Below are 18,662 nucleotides of genomic sequence, written 5' to 3' on the forward strand. Positions count from 1 at the left end.
GAGAAAAATTATGGCTTCAGAAACCATGAAAGAAGGTAAAGAACGTTACAAAGCCGGTGTCCTTCCATACAAAAAAATGGGCTACTGGGAACCTAGCTATGTACCCAAAGATACAGACGTTGTTGCGATGTTTCGCATCACGCCTCAACCGGGAGTGGATCATGAAGAAGCGGCAGCAGCGGTCGCAGGCGAATCTTCTACGGCAACATGGACCGTGGTATGGACTGACCGACTGACTGCATGTGAACTTTATCGTGCTAAAGCATATAAGTCTGAGCTGGTTCCAAACACAGGCCCAGGTACTAAAAACGAAGCGCAATACTTTGCCTATATCGCCTATGATATCGATTTATTCGAAGAAGGCTCAATCGCCAACTTAACCGCTTCGATTATCGGTAACGTCTTTGGCTTCAAAGCAGTCAAGGCACTGCGTCTGGAAGACATGCGTATTCCCGTTGCTTACCTGAAAACTTTCCAAGGCCCTGCAACCGGTATCGTGGTAGAACGTGAACGTTTAGATAAATTTGGTCGTCCGTTATTGGGTGCAACGACCAAGCCAAAACTGGGTCTTTCCGGACGTAACTACGGACGCGTTGTATACGAAGGCCTGAAAGGCGGCCTGGATTTCATGAAAGATGATGAGAATATTAACTCACAACCTTTTATGCATTGGCGTGATCGTTTCCTATATTGCATGGAAGCAGTCAATAAAGCTTCTGCCGCTACGGGTGAAGTCAAAGGTCATTATTTGAATGTGACGGCCGGCACGATGGAAGACATGTATGAAAGAGCGGAGTTTGCAAAATCTCTGGGTTCAGTCATTATCATGATCGATCTGGTGATCGGCTACACCGCGATTCAGTCGATGGCAAAATGGGCGCGTAGGAACGACATGATATTGCATCTGCATCGCGCTGGTAATTCGACCTATTCACGCCAGAAAAATCACGGCATGAATTTCCGTGTGATTTGTAAGTGGATGCGTATGGCGGGTGTCGATCATATTCATGCAGGCACGGTTGTTGGGAAGCTTGAAGGCGATCCACTGATGATCAGGGGCTTTTACGATACCTTGCGTGACACAAATACTGAAAAGAATCTAGAACACGGTCTGTTCTTCGATCAAGATTGGGCGTCACTTAATAAAGTCATGCCTGTCGCTTCAGGTGGTATTCATGCAGGCCAGATGCATCAGTTGATTGATTATCTCGGCGAAGATGTGATATTGCAGTTCGGTGGCGGTACGATCGGCCATCCTCAAGGCATTCAGGCCGGCGCAGTAGCAAACCGTGTAGCACTCGAAGCGATGATTTTGGCGCGTAATGAAGGCCGGGATTACGTCAAAGAAGGTCCGCAAATTCTTGCAGATGCTGCCAAGTGGTGTACGCCGCTCAAACAAGCGTTGGATACGTGGAAAGATATCACCTTTAACTACGATTCTACTGATACCGCTGACTTTGTGCCCTCCACAACTGCAAGCGTTTAACCATTTTAGGAGAAACAATCATGATGACCAATCCAGGTAATATTCTCACACAGGGGCAATTTTCTTTCCTGCCCCCATTGACCGACAAGCAAATTTCAGCTCAGCTCAAGTATGCGTTGAAGAATGGCTGGGCAATCGGAATCGAATATACGGATGACCCGCATCCACGTAACACGTACTGGGAAATGTTTGGCAATCCTATGTTTGATTTGAAAGATCCGGCAGGAATCTTGCTGGAAATCAATAGTTGCCGTAAGACTTTCCCAAACCACTATATCCGCGTGACTGCATTTAACTCAACACGTGGAGTGGAAAGTCCGACCATGTCTTATATTGTCAATCGGCCTAAGAAAGAACCAGGTTTTGGTTTGGTGCGTCAAGAAGGAGCTGGACGGAGCATTAGTTATACCATTCACTCTTATGCAACCGACAAACCGGAAGCTGAGCGTTACTAACAGTTAGTGTAAGATTTCTCTCTCTCCGTAAAGGAGGGAGAGAAATAGTGAGTAGTGTAAGCGTGATGGCATTAAAAATTTAATCGATTAAGCTATTCAATAGCAGCCTCTAAAGATTAAATGCACATAATTGATATGTATGCCACAGTATCTATCCCATGAGACCTCAATGAGTAATCAAACATGCCTAAGCAATCTAAAAACTTAACTTCGCCCAAAGATACCGTGATTGATTTGGATGCAGAGTTCCGGGAGTCTAATATCCAAGAAGTACTGGATAAACTAGATAGTGAGTTGATTGGCTTAATTCCTGTGAAGACTCGTATTCGCGAGACGGCTGCATTGTTGCTGGTCGATCGTGTTCGCAAACAAATGGGATTATCTGCGGAAGCACCCAGTTTACATATGTGTTTTACTGGAAATCCCGGTACTGGGAAAACAACAGTAGCCCTGCGCATGGCAGAAATCTTACATCGCCTTGGCTATGTGCGAGAGGGGCACCTGGTTTCAGTGACCCGAGACGACTTGGTCGGTCAATATATTGGACATACCGCACCAAAAACAAAAGAGGTGATAAAGAAAGCGATGGGAGGCGTTCTTTTCATTGATGAGGCTTATTATCTTTATAAACCAGAGAACGAACGTGACTATGGTGCAGAATCAATAGAAATTTTGCTGCAAACGATGGAAAATAATCGCGATGACTTGGTTGTTATTTTGGCCGGCTACAAAGATCGCATGGACAAATTCTTTCATAGCAATCCCGGCATGCGCTCGCGTATAGCGCACCACATCGACTTTCCGGATTATGGTGCAGATGAGTTAGTCGCGATTGCTAAGTTAATGTTAGAAAGTCAGAATTACTGCTTCAGTGCAGCCGGGGAAAAGGCGTTCGGGAAATATATCCGCCTGCGTATGAAGTCAGAGCATTTTGCCAATGCGCGCTCAGTTCGTAACGCGCTTGATCGTGCTCGGCTGCGGCAGGCAAATCGACTATTTTCCGGAACAAACAGATCATTATCCAAAACGGATCTCATCACATTAGAAGCGGAAGATATTTTAGCGAGTCGTGTTTTTCTTGAAAGTACCTTGGATAGTGAATCCAAAACAAAAAACAAAAAATAAAAATTACAATATATCGATAGCGATGGAAACGCTGACTCTCCCTTGGCGAATTTTCCCTAAAACGATCGAAGCGGCTTGTTATAACCGCGGGCGGCTTGCGCTGCTGCGACTAGGCTATCCTTTGCGAGTGACATTACAGCAGCATCGCGGATTAGAAGTCATTCTAGACAAGGCCATGTGGCTATGCGTAGATAGTAATAAAGACGATCAGCCCATTCTGGCATGGCGCGAGTTTCAGATTCGTGGACGACGTGGTTTACACCTACCCGTTTCTTGTGAATTGTGGCTATACCATAGCTATGCAGGTCTTATCATGGGGTCAGCTCTGGATGATTTGGATCAGGCACTTGAAAAAATCATGCATTGAGCTAATTTTTTTACACCCCTAAATTACAGAGGATAAAAATGCCACTTGTAGATATGCGCGATATGTTGAATCATGCTTATCAAAATAACTACGCAATCGGTGGTTTTGGACTGGTAAGTCTGGACTTCTTGGAAGCTATTATCACGACAGCCGAGTTTTGTCGTTCACCAGTCATTCTCAATCTTTCTGAGCCGCTCTTCCACCAACATGATTTTAGCCTGATCATGCCGGCTGTCGAACGAGCTGCACATTACGCCAAAGTGCCGGTTGCTATCCACTTTGATCATGCAAAGAAACATGAATCCATCGTTCAAGCGATTAATCTTGGTTGCAACAGTGTCATGCTGGATGTTTCTTCAGAAACATTCCCAGTCAATATCACTCAAACCAGCCGTGTGACAGAAGTAGCTCATGCCTGCGGCACAGCAGTTGAAGGAATACTCGGTTTTGTGGGCGGTGTGGAAGGAGAAAATGCAATCAATAACTTGGGAGAAGTCGTCTATACCTCTTCAGAAGAAGCTAAAGTGTATATTGAACGTACCAAAATTGATTTCCTTGCTGTTTCCGTTGGCACAATCCATGGCCGCCAGCCCAATCGCAGCACTAAATTAGACTTCAAACGTCTGAAACGTATTAACGATGAACTCGGCATTCCACTGGTGCTGCATGGCGGAAGCGGTTTAGTTGAAGAGCAGTACCATAAGTTGATTTTAAATGGCGTTGCTAAAATTAACTGTTACACGGAACTTTCCGATACCGCTGCCGCAGCAATTCGTTCCAATAGCCAAAAAAGCAGCAAAAAGGGCTATATTGAATCATTGCACGGTGTTAAAGAAAGCCTTCAAGAACAAATCAAATTGTATATGCATCTCTGGGGATCAGCGGGCCGCGCAGCGGAAGTTTTGATTCAGTGCCGCCCTTGGCAGTCTGTAGAACAAATCATTATTTGTAATGTTGAGAGCCGTTATCTACAGCAATTTGATACGCTGACTGAACAAGCACGTAAAACTTTAACGACAATTCCTGGTGTGCGCCAAGTTTTCTCAGGTTGGGCATTATCAGAACCGGGGCAATATCGCCTTTGTTGGCGAATCCAACTGGCACACGCAGATGTTATCAACAGTTACCAATCTCATCCGCACTATAACGCTTTCTACAATCAAATATCCCACTCGACTGATCCTAAAAAGATCAATATTACTTTTGTCTCGACTTTATCCAGTACGGAACATCAACTGAAGGAATTTGGAATACATAACTCGTCACTAAACTCCGCAGCAGCAGAGCTATAAGCAGCACTTGCAGCATGTCCTAAATTGAATGCAAGGATGTAAAGCCAGGTAGTATATGAAAAAGTGTGCAAAAGCCGAATGAGAAATTGATTAACAGGTATCAAACCGCTTTAAATATCTGATCGATCCCCGCATGCCTTAACAATACATCCCGGGTTCTCGCAGGTTCAAACACCACATCAAAACACCAATGACCAAAACCGCCTTGTTCATTGACGGCTTTAATCCAAGTTTCCATCGCAGCGCGTTTCGCCCGGTTTTGTTCGCTATCAACACCTTTCACTTCAAGAACCAGCGTTTTACCGTTATTCAGGCGAATTAAATAATCCGGAACAAAATTACGCGAAGAGCCGCGCCACAGATAGCGCACTATGAAATCCAGGTGATCATTCTTAGCCCATGCAACCACTTGCGGTATTTTCTCACAAAGATCCGCTACGGCTTTTTCCCATGCGCTGTCGTAAACCACATGGCTAATCTGTGACTTCTCAGTGGCTAAACAAGGCCGCGTGGTCAGCCAGGAGCGCATACGCGCAGTGGAACCGATGGGATTCAATTCATCAAATATCGCTTCAAGCTTTTCGGTATTTTGCGCGCTGACAAAACGGCTCACATGTGCGACCACCGTATCCATATTCAGCGCAAACAATATCTGCTTGCGTATCGGATCTTGATGCCAAAGGCTGGGAATATCCAGTTTGTCACTGTCGAGAAACGCTTCGACGATACGAATCAATTGCACCGCGAGAAATTGCTTGTCGCCACCGAAGCTATCCGCACTTTGTAAATACAACTTTCTGGCAGCGCGGAAAATAAGATTTTGCAGCCTAAAATCATCCACGGCTTTTTCCAGATCAATTTCTGATGCCATCGATAGATTCGCAAACCCGGTGAGTGATGGCGCCACTTCCGCATTGAGCGGCGTATTCATCGGATCGAGTGTCAATGGCTGAACATTCTCCCAATCCATAACCAATTCCTGCTTCAGCACGGCATCAATGCGTTGAATATTGGGCCATCGAATTTCAAGGTGATTACGGCCGGGTTCGACCTGTATGCGCACACTCGGTTTAGGCGGTGGCGGCGCTTCTCCTTCTTCCCCCACATCCTGAAAGATCGATAGCGGCACGCCAAAAATATTGACGTATTCCGGCAAAAACAATCCCTGCTCATCCATATCATGCGCCACACGCCGCAAACCCCGCCCGATCACCTGCTCACACAGCAACTGACTGGTAAATGCGCGCAATCCCATGATATGCGTTACATTCGCGGCATCCCATCCCTCGGACAGCATGGCGACCGAAATCACATTATGCAGCTTCTGACCGGGTTGGCCGCGCTTGCCGACCGTGTCCACCAAAGCGCGCAGTTGTTCCTGCTGCTTCAGCGCCAGCAAATCTTCCGTTTTATCCGAGGGCAAACCGGCTGCTTCGATAATCTCCGTCAAGCGCTGATCATAGTCTTTGTCTTTAGTGACAGACTCCCCGCGCTCAGCTTTTTCCAGCACCTTGGAATCCACCCGTAAAGTCCTATCTGGAACCTGAGTGTCCTTAATCAGGCAATCGCCGCTGTTGAAAAATTTTTCAATACGCGCTGCCGTCTCAGTCCGGTTGCAAACCGTTAATAAAACCGGCGGAATTTCGTGCCCGCTCTTGCTCCATTCCTGCGCCGTCAGTTGCCAATCATACGCCAGGATGGCATAAGCTTTTTGCACCAAATCCGGCAACGGGTCGGCGGCATTCGCTTTACGGTTTAAATCCTCTCTGACTTCTTCTTCGCGGTATAAATGATAGAGCTTGCTGCGATAACTTTTCGCATTCGGCATCGCGTCATCACGTACGACAATGCGCGGCGTTTTAACCAAACCCGCCTCAATCGCATCATTCAAGCCAAAATCGGAAATCACCCAGGCAAACAACCCCGCTTCGGTATTCGTCTTACCCGTCGGTGCAAATGGCGTCGCCGATAAATCAAAACAGCGGCGGATACGCCGGGTTTTATGAATGCGATCCAATCCCTCAATCCATCGCGTCGCCTCATTCAGATCGATACCCAATTCTTCCGCTTCTTTCTTGCTGACTTTCATTTCCGCGCGCTGGCGGTAGGCATGATGCGCTTCATCATTGATCACCACCAGATCTTTGCACGCCGCCAGCTTGCCCAATACACGTCGGGTAAAGGCCTCGTCGCTTTCCTCCCCCTTTTTATTAACAACGGATCGCTCCTGCTCTTTCAGCGGCATCAAGGTATGCCAGTTCTCAATCAATAATTCGACTTGATTGAGCTTTTGCCGCATCGCCTCGTTTGGACACAGGCGAAATTCATCATAGACATTCTTCTCATCACCGGGGTACAACACCTGCAAGCGGCTTTTTACCGTCAGCCCCGGCGCCACGATGAACACCGCCTTGGAAAAACGCGTATCTTTGGGATAATGCAGCGCATTCAAGGTTTGCCAGGTGATGATCAACGCCATCAGCGGCGTCTTGCCCGACCCCGTGGCCATTTTGTTACAAATGCGCTCCCACGGCCCGCCGTCGCCCTGTAAGAAAATGCCTTGTTTATGATCTTGCGGCGCTTCCAGCCACCAAATCAGCGATTCGATCGCTTCCAACTGACAAAAGTAAAAAGGATAATGCCTTGGCCCGCCAACCCAGCATTTTCCCTCACTGTCCCATTCACCGCGATCAAACCAATGTTCCAATAATTGCCGGGTAACACTGGTCACGCCGGGCCAACCGGCATCGCGCCATGCATCGACGCGTTCGCGTATGGCGTTGACCAGCTCCAGCTTTTCAACACGCCGCGTATTGGTGCGTGTGTCATACAACTCATACGCCGCGGGCCGCCGGCCTTGCGTGACCGTTAATAACTTGCCGTTCTCGTCCTGATCCCAATAACGGGCAGGTTTCTCGTACGGCGAATTGATAATCAGCGAAGAAGGGGTTTTATCAGGCATCAAACGGATATCCGATCCAGGTTAATCACTTTGAGCGACTCAATGCCGCGATCATCAACGATTTTCACCGCAATGCATTCGTTCTCCCCCGCCTCAAACGGCAACGACACCGTACCGTGGAATTGTTCCAGCAACTCTTCGTTGAGTTCGGCGCGAATATCCTTGCGCAGCTTGTTCCAGCCATCGCCACTTCCGGCCATCGGGAAAAACACCTGGCGCGGAAACAGCGAGCGGTTGTCGTAATCGGTATCCAGCGCCCACATCGCAATATTCTTTTTGCCGCCGGACTTGAGTTCGCCGGTTTTGGTATCAAAATAATCAAAACCGCGCACTTCCACCTGATAGCACCCGGCTTTGATCTGCTTGACCACCACATCCGGTTGCCCCATCAGCCAGAACGACTCGTTGCTGGCGCGCCCTTTCTTCAGGTCTTCCGTCAGCAAATCGGTATTCATCTGCACTCTCAGCGCGGTAATGCCTTTGATCGTATCGATATCCTTGGCGGCTTCCGGATCGAAGGTAAACGCACAAAACACCAGCATTTTCGGTAACGGAAACAGCTCGCCCGCTTCGCGCATCGCAATTTCCACCTGCCGTTGTTCCAAAGCCGCATGCGCCGGGCAGCGGCACCAGATCCAGCAATTGGATTTTCTGTCCGCCTTTGCCGCGGATCCCCGCTTTCAGCAATTCGTCACGCCATTGGCTTTGCCGCCAGGTCGCGCCCGAACGCGCCACGGCGATATCCGCTTCCTTGGGTTGCTCGGCTTCATCCAGCCCCAGCACCGTGGCAAACGGCACCGCTTCCACGGTGAACGGGCCGGTAATGCGCAATTTGCTTTTGGACACCGCCGGTTGGTCATACAGAATTTCCTGCCCCGCATGCGCGGCAATCGATGCGTCCATTTGCTTCTGCATCGCCTGACGCGCAGCATGGAAGGCGTCGAATGGTTTTTTTGCGGCTTCTGGCCAATCGACCGGAAAATCGAATGGCATTTCCCATTCTTTCAAACCACCCTCATTCCCGCTTTGACCTGCTGAATCGTCATTCCCGCGCAGGCGGGAATCCAGTGATGCAACAAAAACCTTGGATTCCCGCCTGCGCGGGAATGACGCTGAATCCGGAAGAATGGCATTCAATGCCGCCAATGCAGTCTCAACCGCCGGATGCATCCGTGCATAAATCTCGTCGATCTCCGGATTGTTGGCGATGGATTTGAGCGTGACATGCGGCACGGTTTTATAGATGAATCCGCTCCGCAAGCCTTCGTGCGGATATTTGAGTTCAAAATAATCATAGCTTGCGGTCATCAAGCGCTGCTTCGCCAGCGTCACGGCCACACGCGAAGTATCGGTGGTAATCCAACGCCGTCCCCATTTCTCGGCGACGAAAGCGGTGGTGCCGGAACCGCATGTCGGGTCAAGCACCAGATCACCGGGATCGGTGGTCATCAGAAGACAGCGTGCAATTACTGTCTCATTGGTTTGCACTACATAAGCCTTGTCTTGCGCTGGTGCAGTATCGTCCCAAGGTGCAGTTAGTTTTGCAAATTCAAAATCCTTGTGAAAAGTTACGAAGCGGGGAAATGCACCTTCGACAAAAAGTCGCCTTGCTTGCTTCAGGCGCTCCATTTTTTCGGGAGATGCAACCCAACATTGTCCGGAACTTGGTTGATACTGCCTACCTTCGAAAGAAAAAACAAAATCATTGGCCTCGGAATATGAGGGCGCCCACTGAGATACTGTACCAAAGATTGAGTCTGGAATTTTCCCGTCTCGAAATCCGGCTTTTTGCTCCTTGCTCAACCTGCGAAGATTAAGATCCCTATCGCACAATCCCGTCCAACGCCCCTTTGAATCTGGAACTGTTACGCGATACATGTGACGATATTTTGTTTTGGTTACATCGCGTCCATACCAGACCAGGAAGTCAGACATCTGTTCAAGAGTCTTAGCACCCAGCGGCATCAGCTTCTTTCTGAAACATACCAAAGAGACAAAGTTATCTTTACCAAATATTTCATCACAGATTTCCCGCACATGATGCACATTCTCATCCGAAATCTGCACAAACACGCTCCCTGACTCGTGCAACAGTTCCTTTGCCAGCAATAACCGGTCGCGCAAATAAGTCAGATAGGAATGAATGCCCAGTTCCCAAGTATCGCGGAACGCCTTGATCATTTCCGGTTCCTGCGTCAAATCATCGTCGCTGCGGTCTTTCACGTCGCGTTTGTTAACGAACGGCTGGAAATTGGAGCCGTACTTGATGCCGTAAGGCGGGTCGAGGTAGATCATCTGCACCTGCCCGGCCATGCCTTCTTTTTGCAGCAACGAATTCATCACCAGCAATGAATCTCCGGCGATCAATCGATTCGCCCAATCGCGGTCGTGCTTATAAAAATCGATGGCTTCACGCAGCGGCAGGTTTTCAAACGGCGCATGGAACAAATCCGGTTGAATTGCGGCGCTGGGTTTTCCTTTGCCGTCTTTGAGCTTTTTCTGCACCGCCGCCAGAATCGTCGCCGGATCAATGCGTTCGTGCACATGCAGTGACACAGTATCCACTGAGAAACTGGTGCGCTCGGCTTTGCCGCTCCAGTTCAAATACGGCGACTGCATGCGTTTGAGCTGCTCCAGCGCCGCTTGCATCTGCTCTTTGTCTCCCGATGCCAGCGCATCATCGATCAAGGTTTCAATCATTGCGCGGCTGCTATCGAAATTCAGCGCCGGATCGATATGCGGGTCGTATTGCCAAGCGGTTTTTCCTTCCACGCCGTCTGAATGCGTATCGACCATGCCGACATGCGGATTGTTGGTGCGTTTATCGTCATGGCGGTAACTGAGCACTTCGGAAGACTGATTTTTCTCTTTTCGTTGATCCGGTGTGCGTTTCCCAGAGGATTCTTTTCTCGGCATCGCTCTACTTGGCGATGCTTCCTGCAATTCGAGCGAAAATTCTTCATCCAGCATAGTTTCTTGCTGCGCTTTCTGGCTTGGTCCGCTACCTGCCGCCTTGTCGTCCTTAGTTGCCATAATTGGTTACAATTTCCTGATGAACGATTATCCATGTTGCCACACTTACTTTCCCGCGAGCGTCCCGCCAAGCCATCGCATTAGCCCTGCAACAGATTATTCACTTCAGCCAGATCAAAATATTCCGGGTCAAAATCACCGTCGATATCCTCTGCTATCCATTCCAGCATGCTTTCGTGTTCCGGATGTTCAGGATCTGAAATCGCATCCAGGAACATCGCATACCCTCCTATTCCGCCAATGTCCTCAGGCGGACAAGCCCCGCTGCCTTTGAGACACACCGGCAAAGCAATGCCTGTTTCAAACGGCAAGATTTTTTCCAGAACGACTTCATGCTCCCAGCCATCACCAAAATCATAAGTATAGATCAGCTTATCCTTTTCGTTCTTTAATACCTGATCAAGCCGGTATTTGGCTTCATCCAGAATATCCGAAGGAAAATCCGCATCTGGCACGCCATAACGATCGTCTCCCTTAGAGAACTCGTGCATATGGGAATCGGTCCATCCCATCACAATTTGCAAAATATCATGCACATCTTCCAGGCTGACTGTGCTTGCTACTAAAAACCTGCGCCATATTGACGGACGAAAACCCTTTAGGGTAATTTTAAGTTGATAGGTTGACCGTAAAGATTTTGTTGCCGCGCGTGTTCCCATCTCCATTACTCCCGAACAAAATTAATGATTGTGCCGGTTCGTATAAACACCGAACTTGCTGCGCTGCATACTTACCCACAGCACTGCTTAAGGAACCTCTGAATAACTGTCATTTCGAGCAGAGCGAGAAATCTATACTGTTGATTGCCAAAGATTCCTCACTACGTTCGGAATGACAAAGGTGAGTCATTCAGAGATTCCTTAAGTAACCGCTCATTCGGATTGTTACTTAGCCGCTACGAAACAACGAGTTTTTTATTATTAACTCATTGTCTCAGTAAAAACCCTCCTTGTCCGGCTGTTACCACACACTGCTTTCAATTCATACCTCTGTTAGAATCCGGTATCCGGAGTTGCATCGGCGGGAATCCTGGTCATGGCACCTCCATTTCTCGTATTGATTGATAAAATCAACAATCATTTCTTTTTTGGCAACAACCCTATTTCACTATGAATGCTCCTTGCCCGCTTGCTAATGTTCGCATCGTTCTCAGCCACACCAGCCATCCCGGCAATATCGGTGCGGCTGCGCGGGCGATGAAAACGATGGGATTGAGCGCGCTGTACCTAATCAATCCCCGGCTTTTTCCGGATCGAGAGGCGGATGCACGTGCTGTGAGCGCGCGCGATATTCTGGATAAAATCAAGGTTTGCACCGAATTGGATAAAGCGTTGGAAAACACCGTGATGGTTGCAGCAATGACGGCGCGACCACGCGACCTTTCGCATGATGTCTTCAATGCACGCCAGGGTGCACGGGAATTATTGCGTTATGCGCGGCAACAGCCGGTCGCATTGCTGTTTGGCGCAGAAACCTCCGGCCTGACCACCGCGGAAGTGAATAAGTGCCAGATCATTATTCACATTCCTGCCAACCCGGAATTCACTTCACTGAACCTGGCAAGCGCTGTGCAAGTGATGGCGTATGAGTTGCGCATGGCGCTGATAGAAAACGAAGAACCTGCATCCCCGATTGGATCACCAGTTAGTTTTAATGATCTGGAGTTATTTTATGCGCATCTTGAGCAGGCAATGATTGCCAGCGATTTTCTTGATCCGCAAAAACCCAAGCTGTTGATGCAGCGCATCCGCCGTTTGTTCGCACGGGCACGATTGGAAAAAGAGGAAGTGCAGATTCTGCGCGGCATTCTGACCGCATTGGGGAAGCGCTGGTAGCATTCCAAAGCTCTCTTGCACCTATAGAAATCCTGAATAACTGACATTGATCATTCCGGGCGCAATGAGGAATCTTTGAGGATTTCTCGCGATGCTCGAAATGACAATCAGTCAAAGATATATCTAGTTTTCCTTAATCAAAGTCCCCACACCTTGATCGGTCAATATTTCCAGCAGCAGCGCATGCTCTACCCGTCCATCAATGATGTGACAGGATTTGACGCCCTTCTTGACGGCATCCAGAGCGGAACCGATTTTGGGTAGCATACCGCCAGAAATGGTGCCATCGGCGAATAATTCATCCACCCTTTCCGCAGTTAATCCGGTCAGCAGGTTGCCTGCTTTATCCAGCACACCGGGGATGTTGGATAATAAAATCAGTTTCTCCGCCTTAAGAATTTCAGCCAGCTTACCGGCAACCAGATCTGCATTGATATTATACGATTCGCCTTCGGCGCCCACACCAATGGGCGCAATGACCGGGATAAAATCCTGCGTATCGAGCAGCGCAATCAAAGAGGGGTCAATCGATTCGATTTCGCCAACCTGACCGATATTGATCCATTTTCCCGCTGTCTCGCGATCTGCCATGAGCATCTTCTTAGCGCGGATAAAAGCGCCATCCTTGCCCGTCAACCCAACGGCTTTGCCGCCGTGGCGATTGATTAGGCTCACGATATCTTTGTTGACCGATCCGCCTAATACCATTTCAACCAAATCCATGGTTTCCGCATCGGTGACGCGCATGCCTTGGATAAATTCGCCTTGCTTACCGACACGCTTGAGCATGTCATCAATCTGCGGGCCGCCGCCATGAACCACCACCGGATTCATACCAACCAGTTTTAGCAACACGACATCGCGTGCGAATCCATGTTTGAGATTTTCTTCCACCATGGCATTCCCGCCATATTTAATCACAATGGTTTTGCCATGAAAACGTTGTATATAAGGCAGTGCCTCGGACAGAATTTTGGCTTTATCTTTTGCTACAGCGTGGGAAGTCGACATGATTCTCTCAATCACTTATCAAATAATTTGTAATAAAAACGTACCGGGAGCTGGTTCAGACAGCAATTCATTTACGCGCAATCTGCAAGAATTTTTCATCACGAATCAATTCATGCAGGCTTAATTCTCGCCATAGCCGCCCTTCTGTATCCTTATAATTTGCGATAACACCCTTGGGCAGTTTCTTTTTGGCCGATTTAACCGGGGTAAATTCAGATAAATTTCTGATACCCAGCATACTGTTGACGATGAAACCACCGAACATTTTATTCCCTGGAGAAGCAAGTAGTATTCGTGATTTTAGGTTGAATACCGTTGGATTGCCGCCCAGATAAACACCTAAATCCGTGATTCCATAAAGATTCCCGCGTACATTGGCCAAACCAAGAAACCAGGGCTGCGTTAACGGAACGTACGCTAATTTGGGTATTTGTATGACTTCACTGACTTCAACCATAGGAATCAAATAGCGATCTTCTCCCACTGCCACACCCAGCACGGTGGAAGAAGTATTATCTTTAATCGCGCTTTGTATTTGCTCGGTTAATGTATGTTGGTATTCTTCTATGCTCATAATGCCTATTAAGTCACTTTGTAATGCTGCGTTTTAGGCCATTGATTATTCGTGATCTGGCTATTTTACTGTATTATCCGGCATGAAATTTTGAATTCTGTGGAGTAAATTAAATGAAATATCTCAATCAAACTTGGCTGGCTCTTTTTTTATTCTTCCCCTTTCTGGTAGGTTGTGTTCCGATGTTTGCAGTTGGTACTGCAGCAGGAACCGGCGCATATATTTCCGAGGATCGCAGAACCAGTGGCATGTTCATTGAAGATGAGGGCATTGAATTAAAAGGGGCACGGCGTATTTATCAACAATTCGGCGATCAAGTACACATCAATATCACCAGTTATAATCGCATGGTTCTGTTAACGGGAGAAGCACCGACAGAAACCATCAAGGCGGATATTGAGAAACTAATTATGGGTGTTGATAATGTACGCAAGATCTTCAATGAAATTGCTGTTGCCGGAAATACTTCTCTGGCTTCCCGCAGCAATGACACACTGATTACTTCCAAGGTTAAGGCGCGGTTTTTAACTGAACGTAAGTTTCAGATTAATCACGTCAAGATTGTGACAGAAAATGAAGTGGTGTATTTACTTGGTGTGGTTACGCGACAAGAAGCCGATAACGCAGCGGAAATTGCCAGTTCTACCTCTGGTGTAAAGAAAGTCGTCAAAGTATTCGAATATTTGAATTAATTTCATGTTACCCGCTAATTTGATAGCAGATCTGCAGGGAACATTTCCTCCCGATCGCTTTTATACCGATCCGGTTGATTGTTATTCTTATGCCTATGATAACAGCCGCAAAATCTTTCCGCCTGATGCCGTCCTATTTCCGCTAACTGGTGAGGAAGTACAACACATCGTTACGCTATGCAATCAATATCAGGTTCCACTGATTCCGCGCGGACGTGGTACCGGTACAGCAGGCGGTAGCTTGCCAGAATTTGGCGGCATTGCTTTATCGATGGAGCGCATGCTCAACATCATTTCGGTCGATCCTGCGAATCGCGTCATAGTGGCTGAACCTGGTGTGTTGAATCAGGCCGTGCAAGATGCCGCTAAGCCATTTGGTTTTTTCTGGCCGCCTGATCCTTCCAGTGCCATGTTCTCAAGTGTTGGTGGAAATATTGCCACCAGTGCGGGGGGGCCTCATGCGGTTAAATATGGCACGACGCGGGAACATGTTCTGGGTTTGAAAGCCGTGACCGGTGCGGGAGACTTCATTACCACCGGCTGCTATACCACTAAAGGTGTTGTCGGCTATGATCTTACCCGGCTTTTGATTGGCTCCGAAGGAACGCTCGCTGTGATTACCGAAGCAACGCTTAAACTGACCGCTTTGCCCAGTGCCGTCGCTGGCATTACAGCACATTTCCACGATCTTTCAAGTTGCGCAGAAGCTATCGTTAATATTATGTCGCTACCACAACTACCAAGTGCTCTTGAATTTCTGGATTCCGGCTCGCTAAACTTAATACGTGGCCGCTATCCTGACATGCTACCAACGAATACAACCGCCATGCTGATGATTGAAGTCGATGGTTCCAAGAATGACATTCCTGATGCGTTATCCGCAATACTTGCGGCATGTAGAACCGGCGGATTGATTCATGCCAACCAGGTGAATGATACCGCAGCACTATGGAAAGCCCGCAAGGCTTTATCCCCTTTATTACGTGAAATTGCGCCCAAGAAAATTAATGAAGATGTTGTAGTTCCAGTCAGTACACTGCCCCAATTTTTACACGGGCTGACACAACTAAGTACGCAACATCACCTTCACAATGTAAATTTTGGCCATGCCGGAAATGGTAATATTCATGTCAATTTGTTGATTAACCCTGATGATGCTGAAGAAGTTACACGAGCAGAACGTTGTTTGGATGAGATATTTGACTTGGTTATCCATCTTCGAGGTACGTTATCAGGAGAACATGGCATCGGTAGCGAGAAACGTGCTTTTGTAACGAAAGAGATAGACCATGCAACGCTGGATTTAATGAGGAGCATCAAACATCTGTTCGATCCCAACAATATTCTTAATCCTGGAAAATTGTTTCCTAAAACTGAGTCAATCTGAGAAGTGCGTTTAATTTGCGCTTGTAATATGTGACAACCACATAATCGTCACATATTACAAGCGTAATATTTCTGATACTTAAAACTTAAGCTCTAAAAAAAGAAGTAGTGATCTACTAGTAGTGCTACGAATAGCAACGCTAAATAGAGTATCGAATAGCGGAACGCTTCTCGTGCCAGCTGATCACTATAGTTTCTGTAAATTTCTACTGCGTAGTACATAAAAATTCCATTTAACACAACCGAACTTCCCAAATAAATCAGTCCACTCATTTGAGTAATATAAGGCAGTGTTGTTACAATACACAAAATGATTGTATACAGCAACACATGCAATTTTGTAAATTGATCGCCATGTGTCACTGGAAGCATAGGCATCCCAATTGATGCATACTCATTTTTTCTGTATAGCGCAAGCGCCCAAAAATGGGGCGGTGTCCAGGCAAAGATAATCAAAAATAATAACAGCGCATCCGCCGTAACGTCACCCGTAACTGCTGCCCAACCCAACACAGGCGGCATAGCACCTGAGGCGCCGCCTATTACAATATTTTGTGGCGTTAGCGGTTTCAGAATCACGGTATAAATTATGGCATAGCCTACAAAAGTTCCCAATGTCAGCCACATAGTAAGCGCATTAACCCAGTGATACAGGACGAAAAGTCCCAACCCTCCGACAATCAATAGAAAGAACAAGGTTTCTGGAACACTTACTTTTCCTTGTGGGAGCGGCCTTCCTTTCGTTCGCGCCATAACAGCGTCCATCTTTTGTTCTACCAAGCAATTTAATGCTGCGGCAGCTCCTGCCACTAACGCAATACCTATCGTACCAAAGATCAAGATATCTAAAGGTACCGCTCCGGGTACTGCGAGAAACATTCCGATAACTGCGGTAAAAACAATCAACGATACAACACGCGGTTTCGTTAAACGATAGAACTGATTAATACGCGTTGCTGTTTCATGCCAAGTCATACTAGTAGACATGTCTTTGATCTCCTTTATCCATTTTCATTGAATATTTTTATATTTGATTCAAGCCAATCCTGTTTGCCGAAACACAATCAAATCTTAATGCTCTATTTGCGAAACATGTAACAATCTTTTTATGTCATGACCCATTTTTGTCCCATCTACGTTTTCTGGGAAACGCATCATCAAATTACCTATTGGATCAATTAAGTAAATGTGTTTTGTTTGAATTTCTTTTGTTTCAATAAAACCAAGAATCTCGCTATCCTGAGCTTTAACAAAGAATGTACCATCGTATTCTTTAACTAATTCTGCATCTGGAATGACATCGTCATTAATTAGCCAAAGCCGTTCAATTCGATGTTTTTGTTTTCCCTGCACTAACCTTACTTGCCGCATAAAATATAATTTTTTCTGGCAAGCTTCGTCACAGTGCCCAGAATCTACTGTCACCAGAACCCACTTACCATGCAGATCCTTCATTCGCAAGATCGTATTATCAGCTTGGTTGGTCGCTTTTCCTGTCACTTTAACGATCGGTATTAAATCACCATAGTGTTTACTTTCTGGTTTATATTCCAGAAAATATAAAGCATAAGAAATTACAACCGGTGCACACATTAGTGCCAGAAGTAATAAAAATTTACGCCTATTAGACTTTTGTATTTTTTCGTTTAACATTCAATACTAAGAAAATAATTATTGCTGTAGTTGCTAGTAAAAACCATTGAACTGCATAGCCTAAATTCTTGGCAGCACCTGAGTCTGGCCTATCCCAATCACGCATCAGTCCATCTTCTACATTATTCTTTTGCAATACCATCAGGGGTTGAATTTCTTGCCCTGTTTCCTCCTGATAGCGCTGCAGATTAAAGTCATTCCAGACCTTACCTGTTGTTACCATTTCAGACAGCTTGAATGTCCTCAATTCTGGTGCTACCACTAACCCAGTTACATTAATAACACCATTAATTTCATTGACATGCGGCAATACTGATCTGTCATATCCTGTCGCGACCCACCCTCTGTTGATCGCAACAAGTAACGCGCTATTCACAATCTTAAGTGGTGTAATAACGTGATAGCCCGCATGACCCTGATGAGTTTTATTATCCAGAAATATTGTGTGTTCAGAAAGAAATTCACCCTGCACTTCAACTTCTCGATACTGAAAATCTTCTAGCTTGACCAAAGTATTTGGCAATGTCACTGCGGGTTGCTTTGCATATTGTTCAAGAAGCTCATGCCGTGCATTTTTTTCATCAGCGCGAGATAACTGCCACTTACCCAATTCAATGAAAATGATTACAGACACTGCGGTAACTAAAACCACCCACAGCTTTGGTTCAAAGCGGTATCCCAATACAATCATTTTCTGTCTGTATAAATTTTGATACTCGATTGACTGTTATTTTTAGGAAATGTATGTCCTATATTTTTAGTCAGTTTTAGAAGAAATATTAACTGAATTT

Annotated in this window: 17 protein-coding genes; 8 read left to right on the forward strand and 9 right to left on the reverse strand. The window is 46.7% G+C overall.

Translation table 11 applies throughout. The features are described from left to right. Nucleotides 1-25: 25 nt before the first annotated feature. From QZ942_RS02250 to QZ942_RS02270, 5 genes are all read left to right on the forward strand, one after another. Nucleotides 26-1,486 carry a ribulose-bisphosphate carboxylase large subunit gene (locus tag QZ942_RS02250; protein ID WP_292993065.1) on the forward strand — a complete coding sequence of 487 codons (1,461 nt, stop codon included), beginning with the start codon at nucleotides 26-28 and terminating at the stop codon, nucleotides 1,484-1,486. Between the two features lie 20 nt (nucleotides 1,487-1,506). Further along, nucleotides 1,507-1,941, forward strand: a complete 435-nt coding sequence (locus tag QZ942_RS02255; RefSeq protein WP_292993010.1) for a ribulose bisphosphate carboxylase small subunit — start codon at nucleotides 1,507-1,509, stop codon at nucleotides 1,939-1,941. A 183-nt stretch (nucleotides 1,942-2,124) separates the two neighbouring features. Further along, nucleotides 2,125-3,066: a CbbX protein gene (cbbX, locus tag QZ942_RS02260; protein WP_292993011.1), complete on the forward strand. Its 942-nt coding sequence runs from the start codon at nucleotides 2,125-2,127 to the stop codon at nucleotides 3,064-3,066. 22 nt (nucleotides 3,067-3,088) lie between these two features. Continuing rightward, entirely contained in the window at nucleotides 3,089-3,433 is a 345-nt protein-coding gene (locus QZ942_RS02265; RefSeq protein ID WP_292926478.1) for a hypothetical protein, read from the forward strand. Nucleotides 3,434-3,471: 38 nt separating this feature from the next. Continuing rightward, nucleotides 3,472-4,725 (forward strand): class II fructose-bisphosphate aldolase, encoded by a 1,254-nt coding sequence (locus tag QZ942_RS02270; protein WP_292993012.1) that lies wholly within the window; start codon nucleotides 3,472-3,474, stop codon nucleotides 4,723-4,725. A gap of 100 nt (nucleotides 4,726-4,825) precedes the next feature. Here the strand turns inward: QZ942_RS02270 and QZ942_RS02275 are convergent, their stop codons facing one another. From QZ942_RS02275 to QZ942_RS02290, 4 genes are all read right to left on the reverse strand, one after another. Beyond that, nucleotides 4,826-7,687: a BPTD_3080 family restriction endonuclease gene (locus QZ942_RS02275; protein WP_292993013.1), complete on the reverse strand. Its 2,862-nt coding sequence runs from the start codon at nucleotides 7,685-7,687 to the stop codon at nucleotides 4,826-4,828. Then, nucleotides 7,687-8,076: a hypothetical protein gene (locus QZ942_RS02280; RefSeq protein ID WP_292993014.1), complete on the reverse strand. Its 390-nt coding sequence runs from the start codon at nucleotides 8,074-8,076 to the stop codon at nucleotides 7,687-7,689. Before QZ942_RS02280 ends, QZ942_RS02275 begins: the two co-directional genes overlap by 1 nt. Then, nucleotides 8,006-10,720 (reverse strand): DNA methyltransferase, encoded by a 2,715-nt coding sequence (locus QZ942_RS02285; protein ID WP_292993015.1) that lies wholly within the window; start codon nucleotides 10,718-10,720, stop codon nucleotides 8,006-8,008. The genes QZ942_RS02280 and QZ942_RS02285 overlap by 71 nt, the downstream gene beginning before the upstream one ends. 80 nt (nucleotides 10,721-10,800) lie before the next feature. Continuing rightward, nucleotides 10,801-11,379, reverse strand: a complete 579-nt coding sequence (locus QZ942_RS02290) for a plasmid pRiA4b ORF-3 family protein (protein WP_292993016.1) — start codon at nucleotides 11,377-11,379, stop codon at nucleotides 10,801-10,803. Nucleotides 11,380-11,829: 450 nt separating this feature from the next. Between QZ942_RS02290 and QZ942_RS02295 the strand changes: the two genes are divergently transcribed. Continuing rightward, nucleotides 11,830-12,555, forward strand: a complete 726-nt coding sequence (locus QZ942_RS02295; protein ID WP_292993018.1) for an RNA methyltransferase — start codon at nucleotides 11,830-11,832, stop codon at nucleotides 12,553-12,555. A gap of 123 nt (nucleotides 12,556-12,678) precedes the next feature. Here QZ942_RS02295 and argB read toward each other — a convergent pair whose 3' ends face one another. Together argB and QZ942_RS02305 are read right to left on the reverse strand one after the other, a co-directional pair. Beyond that, nucleotides 12,679-13,566, reverse strand: a complete 888-nt coding sequence (argB, locus tag QZ942_RS02300) for an acetylglutamate kinase (RefSeq protein WP_292993020.1) — start codon at nucleotides 13,564-13,566, stop codon at nucleotides 12,679-12,681. Between the two features lie 67 nt (nucleotides 13,567-13,633). Beyond that, nucleotides 13,634-14,140, reverse strand: a complete 507-nt coding sequence (locus QZ942_RS02305) for a chemotaxis protein CheW (RefSeq protein ID WP_292993022.1) — start codon at nucleotides 14,138-14,140, stop codon at nucleotides 13,634-13,636. A 113-nt stretch (nucleotides 14,141-14,253) separates the two neighbouring features. Between QZ942_RS02305 and QZ942_RS02310 the strand changes: the two genes are divergently transcribed. Both QZ942_RS02310 and QZ942_RS02315 read left to right on the forward strand, forming a co-directional pair. Next, nucleotides 14,254-14,832, forward strand: coding sequence for a BON domain-containing protein (locus QZ942_RS02310; RefSeq protein WP_292993023.1), 579 nt, complete (start codon nucleotides 14,254-14,256; stop codon nucleotides 14,830-14,832). 4 nt (nucleotides 14,833-14,836) lie between these two features. Then, nucleotides 14,837-16,219 (forward strand): FAD-linked oxidase C-terminal domain-containing protein, encoded by a 1,383-nt coding sequence (locus tag QZ942_RS02315; RefSeq protein WP_292993024.1) that lies wholly within the window; start codon nucleotides 14,837-14,839, stop codon nucleotides 16,217-16,219. A gap of 92 nt (nucleotides 16,220-16,311) precedes the next feature. On the opposite strand, the gene cyoE is transcribed toward QZ942_RS02315, so the two are convergent. The 3 genes from cyoE to QZ942_RS02330 form a co-directional block, all read right to left on the reverse strand. Further along, nucleotides 16,312-17,205 (reverse strand): heme o synthase, encoded by an 894-nt coding sequence (cyoE, locus tag QZ942_RS02320; protein WP_292993025.1) that lies wholly within the window; start codon nucleotides 17,203-17,205, stop codon nucleotides 16,312-16,314. An 84-nt stretch (nucleotides 17,206-17,289) separates the two neighbouring features. Next, nucleotides 17,290-17,871 (reverse strand): hypothetical protein, encoded by a 582-nt coding sequence (locus QZ942_RS02325; protein ID WP_292993026.1) that lies wholly within the window; start codon nucleotides 17,869-17,871, stop codon nucleotides 17,290-17,292. Continuing rightward, complete coding sequence (locus QZ942_RS02330; RefSeq protein WP_292926772.1) at nucleotides 17,843-18,562, reverse strand: SURF1 family protein; 720 nt, start codon at nucleotides 18,560-18,562, stop codon at nucleotides 17,843-17,845. Before QZ942_RS02330 ends, QZ942_RS02325 begins: the two co-directional genes overlap by 29 nt. Nucleotides 18,563-18,662 lie beyond the last annotated feature (100 nt).

It is taken from the genome of Nitrosomonas sp., from assembly GCF_021731985.1.
Classification (GTDB): domain Bacteria; phylum Pseudomonadota; class Gammaproteobacteria; order Burkholderiales; family Nitrosomonadaceae; genus Nitrosomonas.

Bases quoted from the DNA above. Each gene is read 5' to 3' on its own strand.
- QZ942_RS02250 (WP_292993065.1), top strand. From the start codon at position 26: ATGAAAGAAGGTAAAGAACGTTACAAAGCCGGTGTCCTTCCATACAAA.
- QZ942_RS02255 (WP_292993010.1), top strand. From the start codon at position 1,507: ATGATGACCAATCCAGGTAATATTCTCACACAGGGGCAATTTTCTTTC.
- cbbX (WP_292993011.1), top strand. From the start codon at position 2,125: ATGCCTAAGCAATCTAAAAACTTAACTTCGCCCAAAGATACCGTGATT.
- QZ942_RS02265 (WP_292926478.1), top strand. From the start codon at position 3,089: ATGGAAACGCTGACTCTCCCTTGGCGAATTTTCCCTAAAACGATCGAA.
- QZ942_RS02270 (WP_292993012.1), top strand. From the start codon at position 3,472: ATGCCACTTGTAGATATGCGCGATATGTTGAATCATGCTTATCAAAAT.
- QZ942_RS02275 (WP_292993013.1), bottom strand. From the start codon at position 7,687: ATGCCTGATAAAACCCCTTCTTCGCTGATTATCAATTCGCCGTACGAG.
- QZ942_RS02280 (WP_292993014.1), bottom strand. From the start codon at position 8,076: ATGGGGCAACCGGATGTGGTGGTCAAGCAGATCAAAGCCGGGTGCTAT.
- QZ942_RS02285 (WP_292993015.1), bottom strand. From the start codon at position 10,720: ATGGCAACTAAGGACGACAAGGCGGCAGGTAGCGGACCAAGCCAGAAA.
- QZ942_RS02290 (WP_292993016.1), bottom strand. From the start codon at position 11,379: ATGGGAACACGCGCGGCAACAAAATCTTTACGGTCAACCTATCAACTT.
- QZ942_RS02295 (WP_292993018.1), top strand. From the start codon at position 11,830: ATGAATGCTCCTTGCCCGCTTGCTAATGTTCGCATCGTTCTCAGCCAC.
- argB (WP_292993020.1), bottom strand. From the start codon at position 13,566: ATGTCGACTTCCCACGCTGTAGCAAAAGATAAAGCCAAAATTCTGTCC.
- QZ942_RS02305 (WP_292993022.1), bottom strand. From the start codon at position 14,140: ATGAGCATAGAAGAATACCAACATACATTAACCGAGCAAATACAAAGC.
- QZ942_RS02310 (WP_292993023.1), top strand. From the start codon at position 14,254: ATGAAATATCTCAATCAAACTTGGCTGGCTCTTTTTTTATTCTTCCCC.
- QZ942_RS02315 (WP_292993024.1), top strand. From the start codon at position 14,837: ATGTTACCCGCTAATTTGATAGCAGATCTGCAGGGAACATTTCCTCCC.
- cyoE (WP_292993025.1), bottom strand. From the start codon at position 17,205: ATGTCTACTAGTATGACTTGGCATGAAACAGCAACGCGTATTAATCAG.
- QZ942_RS02325 (WP_292993026.1), bottom strand. From the start codon at position 17,871: ATGTTAAACGAAAAAATACAAAAGTCTAATAGGCGTAAATTTTTATTA.
- QZ942_RS02330 (WP_292926772.1), bottom strand. From the start codon at position 18,562: ATGATTGTATTGGGATACCGCTTTGAACCAAAGCTGTGGGTGGTTTTA.